The sequence below is a fragment of the Vibrio kagoshimensis genome (assembly GCF_050337535.1).
Lineage (GTDB): Bacteria > Pseudomonadota > Gammaproteobacteria > Enterobacterales > Vibrionaceae > Vibrio > Vibrio gallaecicus.
On record NZ_JAKJSZ010000012.1, the window covers coordinates 1 to 25704 of the forward strand.

The following is a 25704-nucleotide window of genomic DNA, read 5'->3' on the forward strand; positions in this document are numbered from 1 at the left end:
GGGCGGGAAGTTTGCTCAAGCTTGGAGCACTTTCCCTGCTCAAAAGTGGGATGATGTGCCGTTATCCAGCCAAACACATACCAGTTTGAACCATGGTTCTGAGGAAGAAGTGCCTTGGAATTTAGAACAAACCCCTTTACCTGAATCTCATGACCATTCTGCGGTGGGTGATGAACATAGTAGCCATGTCATGTTATCAAATACGGTGAATATCGACTGGCTGGTGGAGCAGAGTAATGCGCTTGGTTTTACGAATTACAAGCTGAACTTCCCACGATCTGAAACAGGAGTTTATACCTTAACAGCGAATACCATGAGTGGTGATATTACTGACCCGACCCAAGATAGAACCACGCATATTGATCAGTATTCTGGTGCAATTCTAGCGGACGTTACATGGGATGATTATAACCTTATGGCTAAAACCATGGCAGCTGGTATCGCGCTGCACCAGGGGGATGTGAGTATCTTCAATAAGGTGCTGAATGTTTTATTTTGCTTGGCTTTTATTTTGGTTTCTGTCACGGGAGCATTCATGTGGTGGGTGCGTCGCCCTGTAGGGAAGGGAACGATTGGTGCGCCAGCAAAGTTTGAACAAGATGGCATTTGGAAAGCGGGCTTAGTAAGTTTAATTATCATCTCACTGTTATTTCCATTGGGGGGACTGACTATAGTTTTCGTATTATTGGTTGATTGGCTGCTGATTAAACGCATCGAGAAGCTGAATTTGGTGATGAATTAGTTGAATCCTAAAACAGGAATTCATAATGAATAGTAAAAACTAAATAGAAAAGAAATAGTAAATAGAAATACAACAAATTGTCGATTACTAGTCAGGTTACTGGCTAGTAATCGTCAGCGATAATTTTATTCATCTGTAGCGAGTTTATCGCTCAAATGCTCCATTGCATAATCAATGAATACTCGCAGCCTAGCAGGCATGTACTTGGTCTGAGCGAACTGCATTGCAATGGCTCCGTGGTAATTACTTTTTATATTCCAGTCTGACAAAACTTGTACGACACTGCCTTCTTCAAGTGCATCTTGAATCACGAAGTCGTGGAAAATACCAATTCCTAATCCACTTTTAACACCGTTTAGACGCATTTGAGAGTGGTTAACAGCGTAACGCCCTTTAACCGCCACAGTATGAAATTCATCATCTTTTAAGAAATCCCAAATATGGTCTCGGTCGGTCTCTGCAAGGTATATACAGTCGTGCTGGATTAAATCGGTAGGGTGAGAAGGTATTGTATTGCTCTCTAAATATTCGGGACTAGCACATAAGACTAAATTGGTTTTACCTAATTCTTTAAGTACTAAGCTTTCATCTGGCTTATCAGTTAATCGAAAGGCTACATCAATTCCCTGCTTGAAAATGTCAATATCGCCGTCTGCTGCTCTTAGCTTGAGTTGAATTTCTGGGTATTGATTGAGGAAGGGCACAACAAATGGTTGAAGAACTGAGTTCAAAAAAGCTTCTGGTGCAGCAACTGTGAGTGACCCAGAAGGTTCACTGTGGTCTGAATTCGAAGATTCAATGGCTTGTTGCGCAGCATTCACCATTACTACGCTTTGCTCATACACACGTTGCCCTGCTTGGGTAATGATGAGCTTACGAGTCGTCCTCTCGAATAACTTTACAGACAAAGCATGTTCTAATCGTGTGATCAGCTTACTTAATGCAGAAGGTGTTACCCCGAGTTGTTTTGCGGCAGCCGTAAAACTGCCTTCATTAACTACTAAGATAAATGCAGCTAAGTCAGGAAGTAATGAGAGAAGTTTCGGGTTGATCATATAAACCTATTGCCGGTGCCTGAGAGCCATTCAATAAAAAAGCACTATCCTATTTATTGGGCAGTGCTTTACTTTTGGTACTTTGGTTATTATAGCAAAGTCATCATTAAGCTAGGGCAAAATACATTAATCAGTATGCCAGAGCTTGCAACTTAATGCTTACGGCTAGGACCGTTGCGTACTAGGTCTTTACCGTTTTCGAAGACTTCTTTTGAAATCCAACGAGCAAGTAAAACTTTATGGCTGCTATTAAATACTGCCACGAAGTGACGACCGTCTGAGTTATTTGTTGCCATACCTACGCCTTCGACACCTTCTAGCCCTAAACCGCCAGCTTCAACGGCAATAAGGAATTTTTCTAGTTCTTCTAGGTTATCAATTACATCTAGTTCGTCGTTCATATGGATACTCTTTTTGTTGTCATGCTCTGAAATAGGTTTGCGTTTGGAATGTACCAGCCGCATTGAAATCAGAGCAGTTTGTATTGTGTTTTCTATGGGGCGTACTTTACAGATCATGGCGCTTTATGGGAACTGTGTTCGAGTATTTATTCATGTCTGTTAGCTGAGTTATTTGTACTGTAGGTTTGGTTACTCCGTATCTAGCTTGTAAGATGAACGTGAATACATGCTGATTAGGATGAAAACAGCAATGAACCAAGACCAAAACCGAGTAAAAAAAGCCACTCGACTTGAAAGTGTTATGAATTCTGCCATGTGGCATTTAACCCAACGTGATATGACAGAAAGTGAGCTGTTGGTTAAGTTACGTGTGAAAACAGATAATGAAGAGTGGATAACTGAAACGCTCAGTAACTTGCGAGGTTACGGCTACCTTAAATCTGATCAAGATTTTGCCGAACAGTTTACAGAACAAGCTTTCGCTGGGGAGTTTGGGTCAAAGTACATTGTAGAAAAGCTCAAGAAGAAAGGCTTACAAGATTCAATCATTCATAATGCGATTGAAAAGGTTAAGCAGGCAAAAAGTATTGATGAACAAGCCATGTTGATAGAGAGAGTCAATAATTACTATCAAACCTTTACCATGAGTAAAGAGAAGGTTGTAGCAGCATTACAAAAACGCGGCTTTACTTATCAGCAGATAAAAGAAGCTTTAGCGCAGCACGAAAATGTTTCAGAGTTGAAATCGAACTTAGAAATAAAAGCAGAAAAGGCCGATTTAGAAAAAGAAGTCTTAAAATACGCGCGAAAAGGGAAAGGTCTTACGGTAATCAGGCAAGAACTTAGGATGCGTAAAATTGATATTGCGGATTTAGAAACCGTGGTAGAGAAGGCGATAAATGAAGACATAATTGATTTTTATTCATCATGCTTAGAGCAGCTACAGAAAAAAAATTATGACTTGACCAGCCACAAAGAACGTTCAAAAGCTTATGCAATGCTTACTCGTAAGGGCTTCTCGTCGGAAGAAGTGAAATTCGCTATTGCAGAAGCCCAAGAAGATAATTAAAGACGGAACTTGTCAGGATCGTGGAATACAAACTAGCTACCTTTAGCTTTAGCTGAAGGTTGTGAATTGGTGTCTTCAGCCATCCCCAAGCCATTTCTAAGTGCAAATTGAACTAGGTCGCTGTGGTTTTCCAACTCAAGTAAGTCAAGCATTCTGTATTTGTGGGATTCAATAGTACGTGAGCTTAGGTGTAGTTTGTCTGCGCATTGCTGGGCGGTAAGCCCTTGTGCAATCAAGGCTAAAACTGTGCTCTGCTTTTTGGTCAGCAGTAATAACTTATCAGCATCATTGACGAGCGAGGTTTCACTTTGTTTAAGGGAGCGAAATAGTGTGGAGTGTTGCCAATAGCAAAGCCACATTTCGCAAACAAGTTTTAGGCGTTGTAAATCTTCATCATTTAACCCTTCAGAGTTATCGAAGAAATTGGTAAACGAAAGTGCGCCCCAGCGCTGCCCAAAAAGCTGTAAAGGAATAATGCAATGCCAACGTCCCCCTTCTTTATACAGTTGCTTTAAAACGACGTTTTGGCTTTTTTCCAGTTCCAAGGTACTAAACGTGAGATGTGGCTTGGATGTTTTCAGTAACTTTAAATAGTCAGTATGGTTTTTTCCAAGGAAGTTCTTCTTATTGATTGGCGGGATGTTTTCACGAGCAGCAGAAGCGGTTTTTCCTTCTTCAAGGAGAACCATTGAATTTGGAAATAAGGTTAACCTATCAATATTAAACCAATTTAATACTTCAAAGCTGGTTTTAGACCACGTGGGGTTAAAGAGTCTTGGGTCACAGTTAATAAGTAAACTGGACTGATTCATAAGAAGTTGTTCAAAACTTAGTTTTTTACCGCTCATTTATTCCTCTTCACTGCCTGCATTTAGTATAACCAATGGTTCTTGGTCTATTTTCAACTTCACACACCTTACCTTGAGTTTCACATATCCTACTATGTTTGTGACGATAAGTGGCATATAAATAATAACGTTTATGAATTTCATTACTGCTTCATATATAAGCCTATCGAATAGGTTATGTGCTGATTGTATGTATTCACTAAGCAATTAATGCAGTAAATATACTGCATGAACTTTCACTTATTTTTAATAAAATATTCAGCTGGTCTTTTAAATTTTATATTTAGCTGAGCATATATGAAGCCATTTATAACCCTAATTCTACTGTCTATTTTGATACCAAGTATTCATGCCGCTCCTGTTTATACTTACGCACAATCCCCAATTCATTCGAATGTCCTTTCGACTCAATTAAGAAAAGCAGAGCCGAACCAAGTTGGTTCTGTTGAATTTAAGTCATCATATACAATCGCCAGTATTTGGGCGCACACCAGTGAGTACTCTCTTGATTATTATCAGAACCAGAGCAGCGTTGCTGTTGAATGGCAAATTTCGCCTATTTGGAAGGCGGAGATAGATTACCGAAGAGTAACTGCTAAAGATAATGGACTAGATAGTTTTGTCATGGGGTTTCACGATCTATTCGGAATTGGTCAAAATGGTCGAGATACCGTTCCTGAAGATCAATTTAGTATCTCTATTCCAGGCGCAGGGGTGCAGATAGATGACTTTGAAGGAGAGACTCTAACCAGTGCTATCACTTATTATAATGAGGTACTAATTTTATCGAGAGGCCCTTCTTCCCTTTCTGCTGGAGCGTCATTGTTTTGGAATAATGTAAGAGACGGGATGTTTGAAAGGAAAAGTTTTGAACAGGGTGCTCAGCTCAATTATAGCTATATCAATGCTCAAAACAGCGTTTTCGTCACGCTTGGAGCCGTGCATCGAAACTCTGATGAAGAGGTGACTTTAGAAAATAGAAGTCTAAGTTGGGCGGTAGGCTACGAATACCGTTTTAACAAAGCACACAGTGTGGTGATTGAGTCACTGAATTACCATGGCTGGGCAAGTAATGACCCTGACTTTTCAGAACCTTCCAATGAGCTTGTTCTTGGGTATCGATACCGCTTTTTACAACGAATCATGTTCGAAGCGTCGATGACAGAAAATATGAGAAATATGGATAACAGTACTGACATTGGTTTTACATTAGGCCTTCGAATGTCAATTTAAAGCTATTTAAATGCCAATAAGCAGTAAAATTACGGTACTGACATCTTTGTAAATGAATAACAATCACTGCCATCCAAAAGGAGGATGTATAAACCTCCCAAATACATGTTTAAAACAAGGTAGTGAAAATGAAAAAGACTCTCGTAGCTATTGCAATCGCAAGTATCTCTTCATCAGCATTTGCAGTAAGTACAAGCAGCCAAAACAGCATAAATGAAGATATGTTTGCATTTGATTCTATGCATAAAGACCAATTCTCTGTATCTGGTCTTTTTGGTGTAGGTGGCTACTACGATACTGGTTCAAAAGCATTTTACGATGATTGGGCTACAGGTCTTACTCTTGCGGTTAACTACCGTAACAATCGTTTCGTAGGTTACTTCGAAACAGATTTCATGCTGAACTACACAACTGATAACAACGTAACTGACGCGAATACTGCTGGTTGGGCTAACGGTATTGATTCTGGTCCTGCAACAGATGTTGATAAAGCTTGGTTAGGTTTTGACACAGGTGTTGGTATTGCTTCTTTCGGTTTCGAAAATGATACAGCTTTAGACAAAGTTGATGGTGCGGGTGATAACACTTACGAGTACGGTGCTTCTGCAAGCGATGCGTCTGATGCATTTAACGTTGTTAAATTTCAAGGTTCTGCTTCTTCAATTGCTTACGGAATTTCATACTTTGAAACGGATGACGACCACACTGACGCCGATAAAGGCGTGAATGGCTATGTTGGTTTTGAGCAAGGTGTTGTGAACATCTACGCAGGTTACGAAACCCGTGATGACGCTGATTACGACGTGTACACAGTGACAGGTAACGTAAAAGTGGGTGACATTAAAATCGGTGTGAATACATGGATTGAAGAAGGTAACACTGTAGTTAAAGGTCACGACGACTACGTTGAAGATGCAAAAAATACAGGTTACTACGTTTCTGCGGGTTACTCACTTAGTGAAGATCTAACATTAGCTGCTGGTTACGCTGCAAACTCTAAAGAAGCTCAAGGCAAGTCAGATGAAGACTTCTCATACATCAACATTGCCGCAATGTACCGTATTGCAGACAATGCAGACATGGGTATTGATATTAAGCAAGAGCTAGACGCTGGCTTTGATTACGATGAAGAAACTCATGTATTCGCAGCCGCTTATTACTACTTCTAAGTTTAATTTAGCCCGTTTATGAGGTTAAACAATTAAGAGGAAAACGGTACTAGCACGGCTCATCTTGTTTAAATGGAAGAGTCGTGAATTAGGTTTGGTAAGTTTGATTTACCAGCCCGTTCTCGAAGCTTTTCCTCTTGTTACACCCTGCATCCACAGTGAGTGAACTTATGGCCACTTTGTCTTTCGAAGTGGCCTTTTTATTAAAAGAGTTGTCACATGATTAAATCGATTACTGCTGAAGGTATTATTTACAACAACCCAGTTATTTTCGAATGCTTACCAAATAAAGATGGGTTATTTGAGTTAGTTATAAAGAAGGGAAGAGACAATAGAGCTGAGCCTCAGGCTCCAAAAGTTAAGCATTATGCGGATTCTCTCGACCAAGCTTGGAACATGATGAAGAAAGGAAATTACTACTTAGTACTAAGTGGAAGCCTAAGTGGTGTTCACCGAAAGTCACTAAGAGGAATTAACTCTCTTGATATTTGTTTTGAAGGGGAATTAGTATAGTTGGCTATTGGCTATTGGCTATTGGCTATTGAATTCGTCTGTTTAGGCAGCTCGATATTGAAATGAATGGGTTGATTAGTATCTTTTCGGTCTAGATAGTTAGCCAACCCACACGTTCATTTTTTGAGACTATTTCATGCTGGATGTGGTGAGCGTTTCGCTCTTTTCTTGTAAGTAATCTTTTTCGAAAAGATCGACAGCCATAGGTCTAGCAAAGAAATATCCTTGTCCATAATCGCAATCTTGTTCTAGTAAGAAATTAGCTTGTTCTTGAGTCTCAATTCCTTCTGCCACCACTCTAATACCTAATTGATGTGCCATTAAAATAATGGCAGAACATAGAGTGTGCGTATTGGTGTTCACTTCTGATCCTGAAATAAAGCTTCTATCGATTTTTAACCCGTCAACAGCAAGCTGTTGCAAGTACATAAGGGACGAAAATCCAGTGCCGAAGTCATCCAGCCATACTTCTACACCTAACTGCCTGAGTGAATCTAGGGTTTTCTTTGCACTTACCTTATTTTCCATTAACGTGGTTTCAGTTACCTCAATCTGTATTAGCTTCGAAGGTATCTGATATTTGTTAAGTTGTTCATCAATGAAATTAGAGACTTGTTGATCACGCAGTTGCCGCGCAGATACATTAAATGCTACGTGGAAGTTATCTAAGCAATGTTCTTTATTCCAAAGCGAAAGGTTACGGATGACTTCTTCAATTACCCACTCACCTAACCGAACAATCAGTCCGTTTGTTTCAGCAATTGGGATGAATTCATCAGGGCCAATAAAGCCTTTTTCAGGGTGAATCCATCGAAGTAAGGCTTCAGCACCAATGACTTCTCCTTTATTCAGGTCGATTTTGGGTTGAAACCACACCTGAAATTGAGAAAAATCAGACATTGCGAGCTGTAAGTCTTGTTCGATAATAACTCTGCGAAGTACTTTTTGTTCCATCTTCTTAGTGAAATGGCGGAATGTGTTTTTACCGCTGGCTTTCGCCGCATACATAGCAATATCTGCTTGTTTCACCAGTTCTTCTGCTGATAATTCATCCTCAGAAAGAAAAGCAATACCGATACTTGCACCAATAAAAACGGACTCATGTAGTTCATTAATCAGTATTGGTGTCGATAGCTCATGTAATAAGGCGTTGGCAATGGTTGAAGTGTCCTCAACACCGTTTACATTCGGGATACAAAGCAAAAATTCATCACCACCAATACGAGCAACTTGCTTATCGATGGGTTCTAGATTATTTAGGGCATTCAAACGCTCAATCACGGATAAAATTCGCTTGGCTACATGCCTTAAAAGGTCATCACCAGCTTGGTGCCCTAAGTTATCATTTACGTTTTTGAAGCCATCAAGATCTATAAAAAAGATAGCCGATTGAACGTTATCTTTTCTGCTGCTTTCGATTAAGCTTTCAATGTAAGTGATGAAGTTAAGACGGTTAGGCAGTTGTGTCAAAGGGTCGTTATAAGCCAAGAATTCTATACTATCACTTCGTTGTTTTAGCTTTTCATCCATTTCATTAAACGCCATGGCTAGCTCACCTAGCTCGTCGCTACGCTTGATGGTGTTATGATTTTGATATTCACCTAAACTGATGTGTCGCGATTGAGTTACCAGTTTTTTAATTGGGTCTACAAACTTATTAATTAAGAATGATAATAAAACTAAGCTAACACAGAAAATAATGATAAAAGCGGCTGTGAGGATTCTAGAGTTCAGATCGTGACTATTTTGCTTAATGTCTAGAACAAGGTTTTTGTGTTCAGTGATATCTCGCCTAACAGCCTCCAAAGACAAAACTAAAGCCACGCCACCCAATAATTTATTGTCTAGGCTTAATGGGTAGGCGAGTGTTAATGATTTTTCATCGATATAGAGGTATTCCTTTTGCTCCGTTAATATCGATGTTTGCAAATCTGGGCGGTTGATTGGCTTCCCATAGTCGCTATTTAGCCCACCGGAATGGAAGATATTCCCCTTAGTATCAAAAACAATGACTTCTTCAATACCTTTACTGTTCGAAATAGGTTCAATAAGGTATTGCACACCATCAAGATCGAAGAAATACATAGGTTCAACAAGAGAATAAGCCAGTGAATCAATAATAATGGTGGCTTGCTCTTGCGCATAAAGTACATATTTCTCTGAAATTATTTCAGATGTGGAGTTCAGAATATTATTTGTGTATTTATGTTTAATATATAGCTGTGACAGAGTAAGACATGTAATCGTGAGGATTATAAATGTCATACTACCTAAAATAATCCTGCCCTTTAATTTCATTTTTGTTTACTACTTGATGTATGACTGACTAAAGGAGTAATAAGCTCGAGTTTAGAACCAAGTTGATCAATGCTATTTCGATCTTGTGGTGTTAATACATCAAACTTACTTGTACTTTTAAATGCCATAAGCGCTTGTTTTCCAGTTGTATTGTTATGCGCATTAAACAGCGTGAGCATAATGGCTTTTTTCAAATCTTCATTTAGTTTTGAACGAGTAAGCATAATGGCACGTGGTTGTGGCTGACTTTTGTGGAAAATCACTAACTGAGATTTAATATTATTTGGAACTTCTTCTACCCAATCTAAGTTGCTGAATACAGACGCCGCCACAATTTTATTGTGAACCCATGACATCATATTTGTTTCATCACCATAGCGTGAAACTTCATCAGAAAAGAAAAAGCCGATAGAGCCAGGCGGTACGTTATCACGTGGCGAGGAAACTTTATGTAAGTCGTAGCCACTTTCAAGCAGTGTGATTGCAGGAATTAAAAAAGAGCTCGTTGAACGGTGATCCTCAAACACAATGATTTGACCTAATAAATCGTCAAAGCTATTGATGCCGCGATCTTTCCGAGTGAAGAAGATGGAATAGTACTCTTTACTTCCTCCTTTCCATTGGCGAGCAATCATATCCGCCAATTTTGCTTCTTTTAGCTCATAAGCTGAAAAGCTTGTTTCAGAAATTAAATCAACTTGTCCTGTTCTGAATAGCTCTTTCATTTGATCTAGGTTTTTTGCCACTTTCACTTCACCTGAAGTGATTCCATAGTCTTGCAAATGATCGGCTAGATAGTCGGCAAGCTGTTGTGAACGCTTAAAAGCTTTTTTCGGCTTCGAGCTAATAACGCCTAAAACAATACTTGAGCGTTGAGGTTCTATCGCGTGCTCTTCGTTAGCGTATGAGGATGAAGTCATCAGCAATAAAGGCGCTAAGGTGACACACACAAGCCCCGTAATACGAATAACTGCACTTAAAATCAGAGTCATATCTTCATCCTTACAAATAGAGTAGCGAAAATATACTTTATCACGACCATTTACTGTTCGTCATTCTATAAATGACACGTTTGCTACTAATTTATGACATCTATTGGCGTAGGAATAGGTGACTTTACAATGTAAATCAGTATTTCATTAAAGAAGGCTACACGCTGAGTTTAGAATTGGACACCATAACTATATCGACTACTAACCTTTATAATTGTAGTTAATTATGATTGGTTTGAGAAATGTAATTAAGAAGAGAAATGTAAGCATAGTGCAAAGTGGGCTAGACATAATAAATTTAGAAAAAAGATGAGGATAGAAGTGAAAAAAGCCACCCTATTAACGAATAACAGGGTGGATTATTTGGCTGGGAGTCCTAAAGTTCAATATTCATAATGATAATATTAACGATTGAACATTAGAGTATGACTCGTTATTTCATACCATCAACTTGCTGTTGTAACTGTTCTAGTTGCTGAAGCTTCGCTTTCAAACCAAGAGATTGAGAGCTGATTGAAGCTGGGTTCAACATAGTACCTGTTTGCATTGGGTACTGTGGCAATGTTTTGAAGAAATCGCCAAGAACGTCTTGAATAGGAACGAATAGCCACATGTTATCTGCCATCCAACGCATGTACATTGTAGATTCGTGCGGTGCTTTTTCAAATGGGTCAGCACGTAAGTGAATGATTTGAGGCCAGTTCGGCGTAAAACGTACGGCGTTAACAATGTTGCCTTCCATTACAGCAAAGTTAAGCTTCCAATCATTCCAGCGTACTGCATTGAGCTCACCGTTTGCTGTAAAGTAAAGTAGCGACTCACGTGGACCTTTATCTTCTTTACCTGCTAGGTAAGGCATGAAGTTGTAACCATCAATATGAACTTTGAACTCTTTACCGTTAGCTTTATAGCCTTTAGTCAATTGTTCTTTCACATCAGGAACACCAGCAGCTGCCAATAGTGTTGGTAGCCAGTCTTGGTGAGCCATCATTTCGTTCATTTTAGAACCAGGTTCAATCACACCAGGCCAGCGTACTAGTTGTGGTACACGCATACCACCTTCCCAAGTTGTGCCTTTTTCACCGTGGAATGGTGTAGCACCGCCATCCGGCCAAGTTGCGGTTTCTGCACCGTTATCTGTTGAATAGATAACGATAGTGTTGTCTGCAACCCCTAAGTCATCTAGCTTGTCTAGCAAAATACCAACTTGGTCATCATGCTCCAACATGCCATCTGCATAGATACTCACGCCAGATTTACCTTGGTATTTCTCTTGTAGACGAGTCCAAACGTGCATACGAGTTGTGTTGTGCCAAATAAAGAAAGGTTTATCTGCTTTAACCGCTTTTTCCATGAAGGCTAGAGAGGTTTCAAGGAACTCTTCGTCTGCATGTTCCATACGCTTACGCGTCATAGGACCCGTATCTTCAACTTTACCGTCTGAGTAAGATTTGATTACACCACGAGGACCGTAGTTTTTTCGAAATTCAGGGTCTTTAGGGTAGTAATACGTTTCTGGTTCTTCTTCTGCATTCAAGTGGTAAAGGTTACCGAAGAATTCATCAAAACCGTGGTTAGTTGGTAAGTGCTGATCTTGGTCACCTAGATGGTTCTTACCAAATTGTGCCGTCATGTAGCCTTCGTCTTTCAACAAGTCAGCAATGGTTGGAGCCCAGTCAGGAATACCGTGATCAGAGCCCGGCATGCCGATGGTCAGTAGACCGGTTCGGAAAGGTTCTTGACCTGTAATGAATGCTGAACGACCTGCAGTGCAAGATTGCTGACCGTAATGATCGGTGAAAAGTGCACCTTCATTCGCGATTCGATCAATATTTGGTGTCTCGTATCCCATCATGCCTTGGTTATAAGCACTGATGTTCCAGTAACCTACATCATCACCAAAAATGGCAAGAATGTTCGGTTTCTCTGCGGCAATGGCAGCGGTTGAAGAGGCAAGTAAGCCAACGCCAACTGCTATCTTGTTTAAGTGATTAGCCATAAGGACTCCATTGTCATTAAATGCTGTTGAAATAAACGCACATGCGTTCCTTGGCAAGTAATGTAATAAGAAGCCTGCTACCTGTCGTCTTATAGCCACTATAACCAAACGTTATAAAGTTCTATTCATCACACTGAAATAGTCGTTAGCCCTCGCTTAGACACAAGATCAAAGCCGTCTGATCTTGTTTACACTTTCATTCGTAGGGTTACTTGTGTCACAAATTTTTAATCTGATGGCATGTATCTCAATCTATGGAATTAAAAATATTATGTGTTTGGTTGAATAGTAATTGTCTGATTTTTGTTCTATAGGTTAATTGCAGGATGCTACTTACTTAGATAAACAGGGGCTTATATGATGTCAATGAAAGGTACCAACTATCGCTTAACTCTACTCGCAGCCATTTTAATTGGGGCATCGGGTAGCAGTATTGCAGCAGAGAAACCCAATATATTGGTGATCTGGGGCGATGATATTGGGCAATCGAACATTAGTGCGTACACCTTTGGCTTGATGGGGTATCAAACTCCGAATATAGACAGTATTGCTAAAGAGGGGATGATGTTTACGGATTATTATGGTGAACAATCTTGTACTGCGGGGCGTTCTACTTTTATTACAGGGCAGAGTGTTCTAAGAACTGGGCTGAGTAAAGTAGGTCTGCCAGGCGCTGATATTGGTTTACAAGCTGAAGATGCCACGATTGCAGAGCTGCTCAAGCCAATGGGATATATGACAGGGCAGTTTGGTAAAAACCACCTAGGGGATAAAGACGAATTTCTTCCAACAGCACACGGGTTTGACGAATTTTTTGGCAACCTTTACCACCTGAATGCTGAAGAAGAACCTGAGAATATTGACTACCCGCAAGATCCAGAGTTTCGTAAGAAGTTTGGTCCACGTGGTGTGATTAAGTCTTTTGCTGATGGAAAAATTGAAGATACGGGTCCACTCACTCGTAAACGAATGGAAACGGTGGATGATGAAACTGTGACAGCGGCTATCGATTTCATGGAGCGTGCTGTTAAAGCAGAGAAACCATTTTTTGTTTGGTGGAATGCCACCCGAATGCATTTCCGAACTCATGTCAAACCAGAGCTACAAGGCTTTACTGGTATTAGTGAATACGCTGACGGTATGGTTGAACATGATAATCACGTAGGGGCAATTCTTAAGTCGGTTGATGATCTCGGCATCAAAGATAACACCATTGTTTTCTATTCTACCGATAACGGTCCTCATATGAACTCGTGGCCAGATGCTGGTACAACGCCATTCCGAAGTGAGAAAAATACAAACTGGGAAGGCGCGTACCGTGTTCCTGCGATGGTTCGTTGGCCTGGTAATATCAAACCGGGGCAAGTTTCTAATGAAATCATGCACCATATGGATTGGTTGCCTACCTTTGTTGCCGCAGCGGGCGACGATAAAGTAAAAGAGAAGCTTTTAAAAGGGCACAGTGCTGCTGGTAAAGATTTCAAAGTTCACCTTGATGGTTATAACTTCTTACCTTATTTGAAAGGGGAAGAAACAGAAGGTCGCCGGGATGAGATTTTCTACTTTACCGATGATGGGGATTTAGCGGCACTTCGTTATAACAAGTGGAAAGCGGTATTCATGGAGCAGAGAGCGAAAGGGACATTACAAATTTGGGCTGAACCGTTTGTGACTTTAAGAGTGCCTAAACTGTTTAACTTAAGAATGGACCCGTATGAAGTAGCAGATGTGACCTCTAATACTTATTACGATTGGTTAATTGACCACGCCTATATGTTTGTACCTGCTCAAGCGTATGTCGCGAAATACCTTGCCACCTTTGAAGAGTTCCCACCTCGCCAAAAAGCCGCCAGCTTTGGGTTAGATCAGGTAATGGAAAAACTCCAAGAGCCGCATAGTAAGTAGCAACTATAAGGGCTCTTCGGAGCCCTTTTTATCTCCTTAAACGTATTTAAAGCCGAACTTTTCTTCTAGTTTCTTATCTCTGAAAAATGACGAGTTGAAAGAAAATGAATCTTAAAGTTCAAACTAGAACACAGATCTTATAGATAAATGAATTACCACCCTCAATTGTCATCAAATTAGCCTACGCTTTAGTAGTAACTTATTGTTATTTAAATAAGTTAGTTATCAAAAAGGTAAGTGTTTTATAAAAGTCTGCCATGCAGAATAATAAGAAAATCAAATAACAGCAGGAAGCAGGTAAGGGAATAATGACAAGGATAAGTCAGAATTTATTGGGTATGGAATCACTGCGAAAAGTATTGCTTATATTGCTTGCTACGTTGGCATTTCAACTGAAAGCGGAGGGTGAGTTTGTAGCTGCAGAAAGCTATGTAGGAAGTGAGCAATGTATTGATTGCCACGCGGAGGAATATGAGCAGTGGAAAGGCTCCGACCATGAAATGGCAATGAAACATGCGACAGAAGAAAGCGTGTTAGCCGATTTCAACAATGCGACATTTGAATTTGAAGGTAAAACGAATCGATTTTTTAAGAAAGGTGATGATTTCTGGGTCAATATTCAGGGATCCGATGGAAAGTTCCATGACTACCAAATTAATTACACTTTTGGCTACGACCCACTTCAACAATACATGGTTGAGTTTGAAGATGGACGAGTGCAGTTAATCCCATTTGCTTGGGATTCAAGACGTGCGGAAGCTGGTGGGCAGCGTTGGTACCACTTGTACCCAGAAATGAAGGTGACGGATGAATTCTATTGGACCAATACAGGGCAAAATTGGAATTTGATGTGTGCTGATTGCCATTCAACAAACTTAAAGAAAAACTACGACCTAGACCAGAATCGTTATAACTCTACTTGGTCTGAAATCAATGTTGGCTGTGAAGCTTGCCATGGCCCTGCAAATGAACATATGACCTGGGCAAAGGCTCAGAACCTTAGTGATACAAGCACAAGCACAAGCTCAAATTCACACGCTATTGCTCATTATGGTTTTGATCGTGACTTATCAAAAGCGGTGACTGAATGGGTCTATAAAGAAGGCTCATCTACCTTGCAGCCGGCGTCTATTGAGAAAACAGATCAAACGACTGTCTGCGCTCAATGTCATAGTCGCCGAACTCAACTGAATGAAGATCAAGCCCATGTTAATGGGCACCTGCTAGATAGCTATTTACTCAGCCTAATTACTCCAGAGCTTTATCATAATGACGGGCAGATTTTCGATGAAGATTATGTCTATGGATCATTCATGCAATCCAAAATGGCAGAAAAAGGCGTAACTTGTACCAATTGCCATAACCCCCATACTTCTAAGTTAGAAGTGCCAGAACAAGCCGTGTGTAGCCAATGTCACCTTGCTTCTGAATACACGCCAGAAAAGCACACGTTCCACACTGCTAACACTGAAGCCTCTCAATGTACGACTTGTCATATGCCAGAAACCACTTACATGGAAGTGGACCCAAGGCGCGACCACAGTTGGCAAATTCCAAGACCAGACTTAAGCAAAAATATAGGCACACCTAACGTGTGTACCAACTGTCATGAAGGCGAAACCAATGAGTGGGCAGATGAAAAGCTAGGTGAATGGTTCCCCAATTCAAAGTACCGAAATCAGCAGCACTTTTCTGTGGCTTTCTATGCGGCAGAAATCAATTACCGCGGCGCAGAAGATGCACTTTCTTACACCGCTCAAGATGCTAAGCAAAGTGACATTATTCGCGCATCTGCCTTACAACGGTTGGGCAGCTTTACTGGTCAAAATACGCTGGTTGCTGTAGGGCGGGCAGTGAAGCATGAAAATGAACTGATTCGTTTAGGCGCAATTCAAGGTTCTGCTGCATTTTCATTCAGCGATCGCTGGCAGATATTACAGCCATTACTCGATGATCCTGTGTTAGCCATACGTGCAGAAACGGCAGGAGCGCTTGCGAACAATTGGCGAGAAGCAAACCCAATGCAAAAAGAGCAGCTTGCTAAGCCATTGGATGAGTACATCATGATCCAAACGTTCAATGCCGATAGAGGGTTTGGACGGACTAACTTAGGCAATTTATATCGTGCCCAAGGCCATTACGATAAAGCGATAGAAAGCTATCAACATGCAATGATAGTAGAACCATATTTTGCCAATAGTTATGTCAATCTAGCCGATTTGTATCGCACACAAGGGCAAGAAAAACTTGCGTTGGGCACCATGAAGAAAGGCATTGTGGCTCAACCTAGCTCTGGTGCACTTCGCTACAGTGCAGGTTTATCATTGCTCAGACAAGGTAATAAAACCGGCGCTTCAAATTACATGCGTCAAGCAACCCAAGTTGAACCTCAGAATGCACAATATTGGTATGTGTATGGGTTATCTATGGAAACGATAAATGTGGATCAGGCAGCAGGCGCATTATTTAAAGCATTTGAATTGAGTGGCGATCCTCAGCAGCTATTTGCTCAGTGCGACATGCTTTTAAAATATAAAAAGCCAACAGCCAGTCAATGTATTCAACAGTTAGAACGCTACGCACCGCCTAATATTATTCAAAATCTAAAGCAGAGGTTATGACCTGAAATCGTAATACAGGCGATAACCGCAGGCATAGAAACTATAAGCATAGAAACTAAAACCATAAGCATAGAAATTCAGACCATAGGCATAGAGAGTATAACCAATAGTTATCAGGCGCTTTAGTAAGATTGAGAATACAACATTGGCTACCCACAGCTCGTATTTGGACTCATTCAGTGCGGGTTAACTGACCGTTTAATTTAGCGTAGTTTGGAGAACATATGAATCAGGCTCAGCAGGCAATTACATCCCTAATTACTCAAGTTGAACAGTCGGTGATAGGGCAAAGCCATGTCGTTCGTTCTTTGGTGATTGGGTTATTAACTAATGGTCATGTGTTATTAGAAGGGTTACCGGGCACAGCTAAAACCCGTTCAGTTAAATCCTTAGCTGATACGTTAAATACCTCATTTGGACGCATTCAATTCACACCAGACCTTTTGCCATCCGATGTAACCGGTACTGAAGTTTACCAGGAGCAAACGGATGAGTTTGGCAAAACAAAACCAAGTTTACACTTCCAACCCGGACCAATTTTTAACAGCATTGTATTGGCTGATGAAATTAACCGAGCACCAGCCAAGGTTCAGGCCGCGTTATTAGAAGCGATGGCAGAAGGCACCATAACTGTTGGCGATCAAACTCATCAATTGCCTGATCTGTTTATGGTGCTAGCCACCCAAAACCCTGTTGAACAAGAAGGGACGTATCCATTGCCAGAGGCTCAAATGGATCGTTTCATCATGAAGATCACGGTGGACTACCCGGAAGACGACGCTGAACTCGATATTATTCGTTTGGTTCGAAGTGAAGAGGTAAGCACGTATGAAGACTCTAAAGAACTATCTTCAGGTTCAAGCCAGCTAGAACATACCTCCATTCAGATTGAACCGGCACTTGTCCTTCAAGCTCGTAGAGAGCTTCCAACCATAGAAGTATCGGAGATTGTTGAGCGTTACATTGTCGGTCTTGTCATTGCGACCCGTAAACCAGAGCGTTACCCAGAATCTAACTTAGCCCGCTGGATAGAGGTTGGTTCAAGCCCAAGAGCGTCAATTGCACTTGATAAATGTGCTCGTGCTTATGCATGGTTACAAGGTCGTGATTATGTAGAACCCGATGATGTAAGAGCAATAGCACATTCAGTGTTAGGGCATAGACACACGCTCAGTTACGACGCTTTAGCGGATGGCGTGAGTCATCAGCAAGTGATTGATGAGTTGTTGGATCACGTTGTTATTGGGTAAGTCACTATGAACCATTCTACATTTCGTCATGCAAGAGCGAATCAATCAGCATCGCATAGGTCTGCATCCCTTCAAGATGAACGCATTCACTGTGAATACAAAGGGCTAGTTCGATTGCAGGCTCAAGCTGAGTCTTTTTCCCTATTGCCACAATTAAAAGCGGGTTCAGCTTTATCTGGTCGACATTCTTCCGTATTCAGAGGTCGTGGTCTTAACTTTGAAGAGCTACGTCATTATCAGCTTGGTGATGACATTCGTAACCTTGACTGGAAAGTGACCATGCGCACCGGTAAGCCTCATGTTCGGGCTTACACTGAAGAAAAAGATCGCAATGTGATTGTCTGTGTAGACCAGCGTTCCAGCATGTACTTTTCATCTGTCGAAGTGATGAAATCCGTTGTGGCAGCTGAACTGGCGTCACTCACTGCATGGCGAGTGCTTAAAGATAGCGACAGAGTGGGCTTTTTAATGGTGACGCCCACCCAAAACTATTGGATGAAACCAAGACGTTCACAAGCGGATCTTTTGCATCGGCTGAAGAAGCTTTCAGAGTTAAACCAAAGCCTCAGTGTTGATACGAAAGACAGTGAGCCTACTAGTTTTAGTCAATTTGTTACTTTGTTAGGTCGGCTGAAATTAAAAGAAGCCACCATCATTATTTTGAGTGATTGGAGCGGAGCAACGCAAGACGATTTAACGCACCTTAAACATCTGCAAAAGCATAATGATGTGCTGGGCGTGTTGATTTCAGACCAACTTGAAAGTGAATTTCCTAACCAAGCAGCCTCTTCATTTTTTGATCTTTCTCAAAGCGAATCGCTATCTCAAGGCAAATCATTATCTGCTTCAAAAAGCGAGCCAATTAGAAAATTTCAAGCGAAGGGAGGACCTGGTTGGGTGGTGGGTAACGGTGAGCTACAACTGAATTTGAATGATGGGAAAAAGCTGGATCTTGCCAATCAAGGGTTAACCGAGCACCAAAGGCTCAAGAAAGATAAGTTGATTCAGTTAATGGCAGCTAAGCGATTACCTTTAATTGAAGTTAATACTTCTGGTCAGCATGTAGAGCAATTCAAACAAGCGGTGGGAGGGCGACGTTAATGGAACATAAACCTCCTGGCACTTATATCTTACGAGAGTTAAATGATGTTGCAGTGCCTGAGCATGTGAGCTGGTTTCCTCAAACTCTAGGCTGGCAAATACTCGCATGCGCTATCGTAATTTATGCAATTTATCGAATGGTGAAATTGTTCCAGAGCTGGTGGGGAAATCGCTATCGCAGAGAAGCTTTAAGGTTAGTTTTGGAGGTAAAGCAATCTCTTTTACTGGATAGCATCACGATTGGAGAACGAACTCAGGTAGGGCAAGACTACTTTCAAATTATGAAAGCGGTAATGGTGTATCTACAACCAGAACTCGCGAATAAGCATGGCAAAGTTTTTCTAGCTGCTTTGGACTGCTTCATTTTGAAACCGACTTTTGAAGCAGAATTAGGATACAAATGGACGGTCTCTCTTCTACAAAAATCGAAGGCATTAACGGCAGCCGAATTGCTCGAATTAACGGCTTTATGCGAGTTATGGATTAGAGAACATTCTCTACAACACGCTTCTGTTACAAGTGAGGTAAAGCAAAATGGCTGATGCTTCTCTCATTCTTGAATCTACATTGTCAGATGGTGGGCTTGTTCTCGATACCAGCCGAATCCTTGGCTCTGCCATTACCTTGTCTCATCCTCTCTGGCTGATAATTCTACCGTTACCCATCATCATTTATTGGTTAATTCCAGCTTATAGAACGAAGCAATCCGCCATTAAAGTGCCGTTTTTTGATGTGCTAGTTAAGGCTATCGGTGAGGCTCCAACTGAAGGGGCAAGCCAACTAACTCCTAATTACTGGCAACGAATTATTCTTGTGCTTTCATGGGTATTGGTTGTATTCGCAATGACCAAACCAACGATTTTAGGTGAACCTCAAACAAGGGAGAATTTAGGTCGAGACATCATGGTTGTCGTTGATTTATCTGGCTCGATGGCAGAAGCCGATTTTACCTCTTTGCAAAAACCTAGTTTAAGCCGTGCAAACGCTGAACCTGTAAAATCCGATATGATTTCACGCTTAGATGCCGCCAAAGAAGTATTGGCTGACTTTGCCCAAACTCGAAAAGGTGACCGCTTAGGGTTAATCCTGTTCGGAGATGCGGCATTTGTACAAACCCCTTTTACTGCCGACCAAGAAGTATGGCTTGAGTTATTAAACCAAACTGATGTAGCCATGGCAGGGCAAAGTACCCACCTTGGTGATGCCATAGGCTTAGCGATTAAAGTCTTTGAAGAAAACCGTCAAGGTTCTAGTTCTATTGGAAATAGAAATAATAAAAATAAAACAAATAGTAAACAGGCTGAACTCTTTCCTGAAGTTGAGAAAGTCGTCATCGTTTTAACTGATGGTAATGACACGGGAAGCTATGTCGAGCCTATTGATGCGGCGAAAGTTGCTGCTGCAAAAGGGGTGCGAATTCATATGATTGCCATGGGTGATCCTGCCACTGTAGGTGAGCAAGCCTTAGATATGGAAATCATCGAGCGAGTAGCGGAAGAGTCTGGAGGCGTTGCTTTCCAAGCAATCGATAGAACAGCGCTTGATAACGCCTATCAAGCAATTGGTGAGCTAGAGCCACAGCTGTATGAAAGTACTACCTATCGACCTAAGAAAAGTATTCATCAGTATCCAATAATGCTGGTGGTGTGTTTGTACTTAATGGCTTTTAGTCTGGCGACTTTACGTCGTTACCGCACTAGACAGCACTCTCAAATCAGAACTGAAGAGAAAGCGGCAACAGAAACAGCGCAAGTAGGAAGTACACAAGCAGGAAGTAAGCAATCAGCGGAAATGGGAGAGTCGCATGTTTGATTCTCAGCTATGGCAACAGATCATATCGCAGTTTCATTTTGTGAGGCCTTTGTGGCTATTAGCTATCATTCCTTTGGCTATTGTTGCGTATTTACGTTGGAAACAAGAGTCATTAGCAGCAATGCATTTAGCGATACCAGAACACCTTCGTAAGGCTTTGACCATAGGTGATCTCGGCTGGAAAAAACAACTGCCTCTTAAGTTGCTAACCGTTTCAATGTTTCTGGCAATTATTGTGTGCGCGGGTCCTACTTGGACAAAAGAACCTTCACCGTTTGGGGAAGATAAAGCATCGCTACTAGTGATATTGGACTCAAGCCAATCAATGTTACAAAAGGATTTAGCACCAAGTCGTCTTGAGCGTTCAAAACAAAAAATTAGAGACTTAGTTACTCTAAGGCAAGGTGGAAAAACAGGGCTGATCGTTTTTTCTGGTAGTGCACATATCGCAATGCCGCTGACTAAAGATAACTCCGTTTTTGCACCATTCTTAGCGGCAATTCAGCCAGATATTATGCCAGTGGAAGGTAAGCAAGCTGAGGCTGCTTTGGCGCTTATTGGTGACCAATTAGGGAATGAACAAGCCGGAACAGTATTGCTGATCACTGATGGAGCAAACCCAGCAACCATCACTGCCTATGAACAATATTTTGAAGAGAGTCCGCATCAGCTTTTGGTCTTGGCTGCTGGTAATTCTAATGCCATAAGTGATAGCCCTATGGATTTGTCTTCATTGAAAGCTCTCGCATCCAAATCAGGTGGTCGATTAGTGGAGGTGACCGTTGATAACCAAGATATCCAATCATTAGATCGCAGTATTGAACGTCATATGCAGCTGAATAATGAGTCGGCAATGCCATGGAAAGACATGGGCTATTTTTTACTGTTTCCTATGGCAATTCTGATGCTGTTTTGGTTTAGAAAAGGTTGGTTAGTCCAGTGGTGTTTAGTTGGGGCTGTGTGTATTTCATCACTTCAACCTTCAACAGCTCTGGCTGAAACCGTGAGTTTAAAAGCAGAATCAGAACCTGTTGTAGTGGAGTCGACCTTATGGAACAAAATCAGCCAAGGTTGGTTGAATTTATGGTTAACCCCGGACCAACAAGGGCAATTGTATTTTGAACGCTTTGAGTACCTAGAAGCGGCAAAACGCTATGAGGACCCAATGCATAAGGGCATTGCTTATTACTATGCTTCTGAATACCAATTGGCGCACAGCTCCTTTCTTCAAGTGAAAAGTGATTTAGGTCTGTTTAACGCCGCTAATGCGCTTGCTAGGCAGCGTGAATATCTTGCAGCAAGAGACATCTACAAACTGATGCTGGAGCATGAACTAGATGAAAGCTTGAGCCCTTTAGTTGAAGAGAATTTACTTGTGATGCAAGGCATTATTGATGAAGTGAATCGCTTTAGTGAAAGCCAAGCGAATACGCCTGAAGGACCTGAAGACTCATTCGAACTAGGTGATAAACCTCAAACCGGTGATGGAGCGGAAGAACAAGTCGATTCTGCCATGATGAGAGAAGAGAAACTGAATGCTAATGAAATTCTGGGCAGCCAAGAGCTTGCAGACAAATGGTTACAACGCGTAGAAGCCGACCCTAAATACTTCTTACGAGCCAAATTTCAGCTTCAACTTCTTAGCCAAAGCCAAGGAGTGAAAGATACAAACGAAACCGATAAAGAAAATGAAACAAATATAGCGGGAGAGCAATAATGAACAACTTTATTCGTGTACTTGTTTATTTTGCGCTTTCTTTCGCTTCGGTATCGTCTTACGGGGCTGATATAGGTCAATTGCTGAAAAATGGTGATGTTGAAATTAAAGCTTGGTTAAGTGACTCTTCTCTTGTAAGTAAGGACAGTCACGTAGATAAAGACAACGAAGTTGATTTAGACAGTATCAATAAGAAGAAATCGTCAGCAAATTTTGCAGTGAATGAGCAAATTATTTTATATATCGAAGTCGCGACACCTCGTTGGTTTACTGGCGGCACGCGCATTTCTTCTATTGAAATTCCAAATGTTGTGGCTAAGCAGCGCAATCAGTTAGCCACTAACTTTACTGAACGCAGAGTCACCAAAGAAAAGGGCGCTCAGACTTGGTCTCATCAACGTTGGGAAATCACGTTATACCCGCAAGATGTTGGTCAATATTGGGTTCCTCAAACCGCAGTTCGCGTACAGGTGTCTGCACCTGATGGTTCAAATGTCACAGGCGAACTTTACACACAACCTCTTAATTTTAATGCTAAACGTCCCTCTGGATTACTAGCAAATGAGGATGTATGGGTTTCTGCGAGTGATTTAAAATTAGAGCAACAATGGAGTCAATCCAATCAGGAAGAAACTCTAAAAGTGGGTGATGCGATTACACGAACCGTGACCGTTTCAGGTTCCGATACTCTGGCCATGTTAATACCGACTTTAATCCCAACGGGATCCGATTCTGGCTACCAACATTACACGCAACCAAATCAGCTATCTGACACTCAAGTTCGGGGCAACTACCGTTCAACTCGTACTGAAGAGAGCGTGTATGTTTTGCAAGATGGTGGAGAGATTTACTTTCCTGCAGTAGATATCATGTGGTGGAATACCCAGACACAACAATTAGAAACTTTGAGTGTAGAAGGACGAACCTATCAAGTTCACCACACGGTACAGTCTTTCATCCAAGCGTATTGGCAATGGTTTGCTGTTGGAATCTGCGCTTTAATACTTCTTTTGATCTGTGTGATATTGATGGTTCGGTATTACCAAACTCATCCATTACCAAGCAAAGTCATGTTTTATCGTGCTTTGAAAGCTGGGAATAGCCCTAAAGCAAGGGTATTGCTGTTTCGTCAATTGAGACTAAAAACTGATCTTTTAGAATTAAAACAATATGAGCTTAATCCGCCGAGTAAAGGTGTCCATCAGAGTAAAGGTCTTCAGCAGAATGAAGCCAATATCCAATGGCAAGGTGATGCTCAAGAGTTCCAATCTAAATCAGTGAGCTTCAGCCTTGGTTGGAGAATTTGGCGAAAGATAAAAACACCAGGTGGAAGAGTCGGAATAGCAGATAATCGAAAGATAGAAAATCGCATCCGTCTCTTGTTTATGAAACATAAAATTTTACCTAGCCTTGATTCATTGAGGATGAGACTAGAAAAAGATCGAAATAAAGAGTAAAGATAAAACTCGGATTGTTTTTATTCCGAACATCAGTCTATGCCGCGAATACATCGCGAGAGTTAAATTGAGAAAAGACAATTAATGAAGAGTACTGAATTAAACTTAATCCCTATTTTTGTTGCCATTTATGAAGAAAAAAACTTATCTCAAGCCGCTGCGCGAATGGAGATAAGCCAACCTGCGGTGAGTAAGGCGCTCAAAAGGCTACGTGAAATTTATGATGACCACCTTTTCCATCGTAATGCTTCTGGTGTAGAACCCACAACATTCTCTCGTGATATTTACCCTGCCATGTCTGTGGCATTAAAGAGCTTCACATCCACCTTATCTGCTTCTAGAGATTTTGAACCAAAAACGTCAAACCGAATTTTTTCTGTGGCAGCGGTGTCTGTTGCGGGGTATTTCTTAATTCCGGAATTGATTAAACAAATGCGAAGTGAAGCGCCGAATGTCGCGTTGGAAGTTCACCCGCTATTTACTGAAGATCATGAAACTGACCTTCGTTTACAGCGCTATGACTTAGTGATTGATATGGCACCGCGCGGTCGTAACTTGCTGAAGTCAGAAGTGATTTATTCAGAGCATTTGAATGTGGTGTGTCGAAAAGATCACCCGAGACTGAAAGACTCATTGAGCCGTGAAGAGTTTTTTAATGAAGAGCATGTTGTTGTATCTCGTTGGCATAGCCGACGCAGTTTACTGACTGCTGATGATATTTCAGAAATTGAAAAACGTAAAATAGTGGTGCGTGCTGCTGGAGCTATAGAAATGCTTCCTATTGTAGGTAAAAGCGACATGATTGGTATTTTACCTAAGTCGACCATTGATTCTTTTGCGGATTTCTTTGATGTTAGATCGATCCCGTTACCCTTCGATCAAAGTGAACTTGATCTTTGCTCCATTTGGCACCCTAGCCGAACAGCAGAAAGTGGGCATAAGTGGTTAAGACAGCAAATTCAAAAGGTTTCGAAGAACCAAGTGATAGCCAGAAAGTGATTCTAGTCAGCGTGCTATCTGAGGCTTATTAGGAGCTTATGTAAGTTCTCCGATTTAGTGGAATGCTTAATAATTTTGCATGCATTATTACACTTTGTACGTATTATTCATTACTCTCGTATTATTAATAAATGAAGAAAAATCAAATAATGTTCTTAGTCTTATATTGTCACAACATTGGAAAAACGGAGTTCTCATTCTTTGAAACGGAAGATTTTGATGTTGAGGAAGGCTATACCGTTCGTGGTAAGTGGCCGAACACTCAAGCCTTTTTAGATTATTTACCTAAAGAGTTTCCAGATCTCACTGGTTTCAAAGTGATTGACTTAACGGGTGAAGGTCCCAAGGCTGAATCCTATTCTCAGCAGCAACTTCAAGAACTTGCCAACCAGTTAGTTTAGCAATAACAGAACCTGATTTTTCAACATGTAATCAGTTTTTTAGATAAAAAAGAGCAGCGAAATCGCTGCTCTTTTTATTTAACTGTATTCGGGTTCAATCAAGGGATCTCTGAATTATTCCT

At 41.1% G+C, this 25704-nt stretch carries 21 protein-coding genes; 15 read left to right on the plus strand and 6 right to left on the minus strand.

The genetic code is table 11. The annotated features are described in order from the left end of the window. On the plus strand, nucleotides 1–742 hold a 742-nt coding region (locus L4C37_RS12580), incomplete at its 5' end, for a PepSY domain-containing protein (RefSeq protein WP_429768789.1). A 125-nt stretch (nucleotides 743–867) separates the two neighbouring features. Here the strand turns inward: L4C37_RS12580 and L4C37_RS12585 are convergent. Then, complete coding sequence (locus tag L4C37_RS12585; protein WP_273293752.1) at nucleotides 868–1797, minus strand: LysR family transcriptional regulator; 930 nt, start codon at nucleotides 1795–1797, stop codon at nucleotides 868–870. Between the two features lie 152 nt (nucleotides 1798–1949). Then, on the minus strand, nucleotides 1950–2198 hold the full coding sequence (locus tag L4C37_RS12590) for a hypothetical protein (protein WP_137372134.1): 249 nt from the start codon (nucleotides 2196–2198) through the stop codon (nucleotides 1950–1952). A 301-nt stretch (nucleotides 2199–2499) separates the two neighbouring features. On the opposite strand from L4C37_RS12590, the gene L4C37_RS12595 reads away from it, so the two are divergent. Continuing rightward, on the plus strand, nucleotides 2500–3267 hold the full coding sequence (locus L4C37_RS12595; protein WP_429768910.1) for a recombinase A: 768 nt from the start codon (nucleotides 2500–2502) through the stop codon (nucleotides 3265–3267). A gap of 32 nt (nucleotides 3268–3299) precedes the next feature. On the opposite strand, the gene L4C37_RS12600 is transcribed toward L4C37_RS12595, so the two are convergent. Next, on the minus strand, nucleotides 3300–4115 hold the full coding sequence (locus L4C37_RS12600; protein WP_273293754.1) for a response regulator transcription factor: 816 nt from the start codon (nucleotides 4113–4115) through the stop codon (nucleotides 3300–3302). A gap of 297 nt (nucleotides 4116–4412) precedes the next feature. On the opposite strand from L4C37_RS12600, the gene L4C37_RS12605 reads away from it, so the two are divergent. The 3 genes from L4C37_RS12605 to L4C37_RS12615 all read left to right on the plus strand — a co-directional run bounded on the left by L4C37_RS12605 (nucleotide 4413) and on the right by L4C37_RS12615 (nucleotide 7030). After that, nucleotides 4413–5348 carry a DUF3187 family protein gene (locus L4C37_RS12605; protein ID WP_429768791.1) on the plus strand — a complete coding sequence of 312 codons (936 nt, stop codon included), beginning with the start codon at nucleotides 4413–4415 and terminating at the stop codon, nucleotides 5346–5348. Between the two features lie 128 nt (nucleotides 5349–5476). Next, the gene (locus tag L4C37_RS12610) at nucleotides 5477–6517 is read left to right on the plus strand and encodes a porin family protein (protein ID WP_429768792.1); all 1041 of its coding nucleotides are present in this window, start codon (nucleotides 5477–5479) and stop codon (nucleotides 6515–6517) included. Between the two features lie 219 nt (nucleotides 6518–6736). Further along, on the plus strand, nucleotides 6737–7030 hold the full coding sequence (locus tag L4C37_RS12615) for a hypothetical protein (protein ID WP_137372138.1): 294 nt from the start codon (nucleotides 6737–6739) through the stop codon (nucleotides 7028–7030). Between the two features lie 129 nt (nucleotides 7031–7159). Here the strand turns inward: L4C37_RS12615 and L4C37_RS12620 are convergent, their stop codons facing one another. The 3 genes from L4C37_RS12620 to L4C37_RS12630 form a co-directional block, all read right to left on the minus strand. After that, nucleotides 7160–9295 (minus strand): bifunctional diguanylate cyclase/phosphodiesterase, encoded by a 2136-nt coding sequence (locus tag L4C37_RS12620; protein WP_429768793.1) that lies wholly within the window; start codon nucleotides 9293–9295, stop codon nucleotides 7160–7162. A gap of 29 nt (nucleotides 9296–9324) precedes the next feature. Beyond that, complete coding sequence (locus L4C37_RS12625; RefSeq protein WP_429768795.1) at nucleotides 9325–10320, minus strand: phosphate/phosphite/phosphonate ABC transporter substrate-binding protein; 996 nt, start codon at nucleotides 10318–10320, stop codon at nucleotides 9325–9327. Nucleotides 10321–10753: 433 nt separating this feature from the next. Next, nucleotides 10754–12319 (minus strand): arylsulfatase, encoded by a 1566-nt coding sequence (locus L4C37_RS12630; RefSeq protein ID WP_137372141.1) that lies wholly within the window; start codon nucleotides 12317–12319, stop codon nucleotides 10754–10756. 357 nt (nucleotides 12320–12676) lie between these two features. On the opposite strand from L4C37_RS12630, the gene L4C37_RS12635 reads away from it, so the two are divergent. The 10 genes from L4C37_RS12635 (at nucleotide 12677) to L4C37_RS12680 (ending at nucleotide 25582) form a co-directional block, all read left to right on the plus strand. Next, entirely contained in the window at nucleotides 12677–14224 is a 1548-nt protein-coding gene (locus tag L4C37_RS12635) for an arylsulfatase (RefSeq protein WP_429768796.1), read from the plus strand. 308 nt (nucleotides 14225–14532) lie between these two features. Then, entirely contained in the window at nucleotides 14533–16845 is a 2313-nt protein-coding gene (locus L4C37_RS12640) for a tetratricopeptide repeat protein (RefSeq protein ID WP_429768797.1), read from the plus strand. Between the two features lie 224 nt (nucleotides 16846–17069). Then, nucleotides 17070–18095 carry an AAA family ATPase gene (locus L4C37_RS12645; RefSeq protein ID WP_429768798.1) on the plus strand — a complete coding sequence of 342 codons (1026 nt, stop codon included), beginning with the start codon at nucleotides 17070–17072 and terminating at the stop codon, nucleotides 18093–18095. A 6-nt stretch (nucleotides 18096–18101) separates the two neighbouring features. Beyond that, nucleotides 18102–19196 carry a DUF58 domain-containing protein gene (locus L4C37_RS12650; RefSeq protein WP_429768799.1) on the plus strand — a complete coding sequence of 365 codons (1095 nt, stop codon included), beginning with the start codon at nucleotides 18102–18104 and terminating at the stop codon, nucleotides 19194–19196. Then, on the plus strand, nucleotides 19196–19738 hold the full coding sequence (locus L4C37_RS12655; protein WP_429768800.1) for a DUF4381 domain-containing protein: 543 nt from the start codon (nucleotides 19196–19198) through the stop codon (nucleotides 19736–19738). The genes L4C37_RS12650 and L4C37_RS12655 overlap by 1 nt, the downstream gene beginning before the upstream one ends. 61 nt (nucleotides 19739–19799) lie before the next feature. Continuing rightward, nucleotides 19800–21008, plus strand: a complete 1209-nt coding sequence (locus tag L4C37_RS12660; protein WP_429768911.1) for a VWA domain-containing protein — start codon at nucleotides 19800–19802, stop codon at nucleotides 21006–21008. Next, nucleotides 21001–22725 (plus strand): vWA domain-containing protein, encoded by a 1725-nt coding sequence (locus L4C37_RS12665; protein WP_429768801.1) that lies wholly within the window; start codon nucleotides 21001–21003, stop codon nucleotides 22723–22725. The genes L4C37_RS12660 and L4C37_RS12665 overlap by 8 nt, the downstream gene beginning before the upstream one ends. Further along, entirely contained in the window at nucleotides 22725–24182 is a 1458-nt protein-coding gene (locus L4C37_RS12670) for a BatD family protein (protein ID WP_429768802.1), read from the plus strand. Before L4C37_RS12665 ends, L4C37_RS12670 begins: the two co-directional genes overlap by 1 nt. Nucleotides 24183–24266: 84 nt before the next feature. Further along, nucleotides 24267–25181 carry a LysR family transcriptional regulator gene (locus L4C37_RS12675; RefSeq protein ID WP_137372149.1) on the plus strand — a complete coding sequence of 305 codons (915 nt, stop codon included), beginning with the start codon at nucleotides 24267–24269 and terminating at the stop codon, nucleotides 25179–25181. A 149-nt stretch (nucleotides 25182–25330) separates the two neighbouring features. Further along, nucleotides 25331–25582, plus strand: coding sequence for a hypothetical protein (locus L4C37_RS12680; protein ID WP_273295230.1), 252 nt, complete (start codon nucleotides 25331–25333; stop codon nucleotides 25580–25582). Nucleotides 25583–25704: the final 122 nt, after the last annotated feature.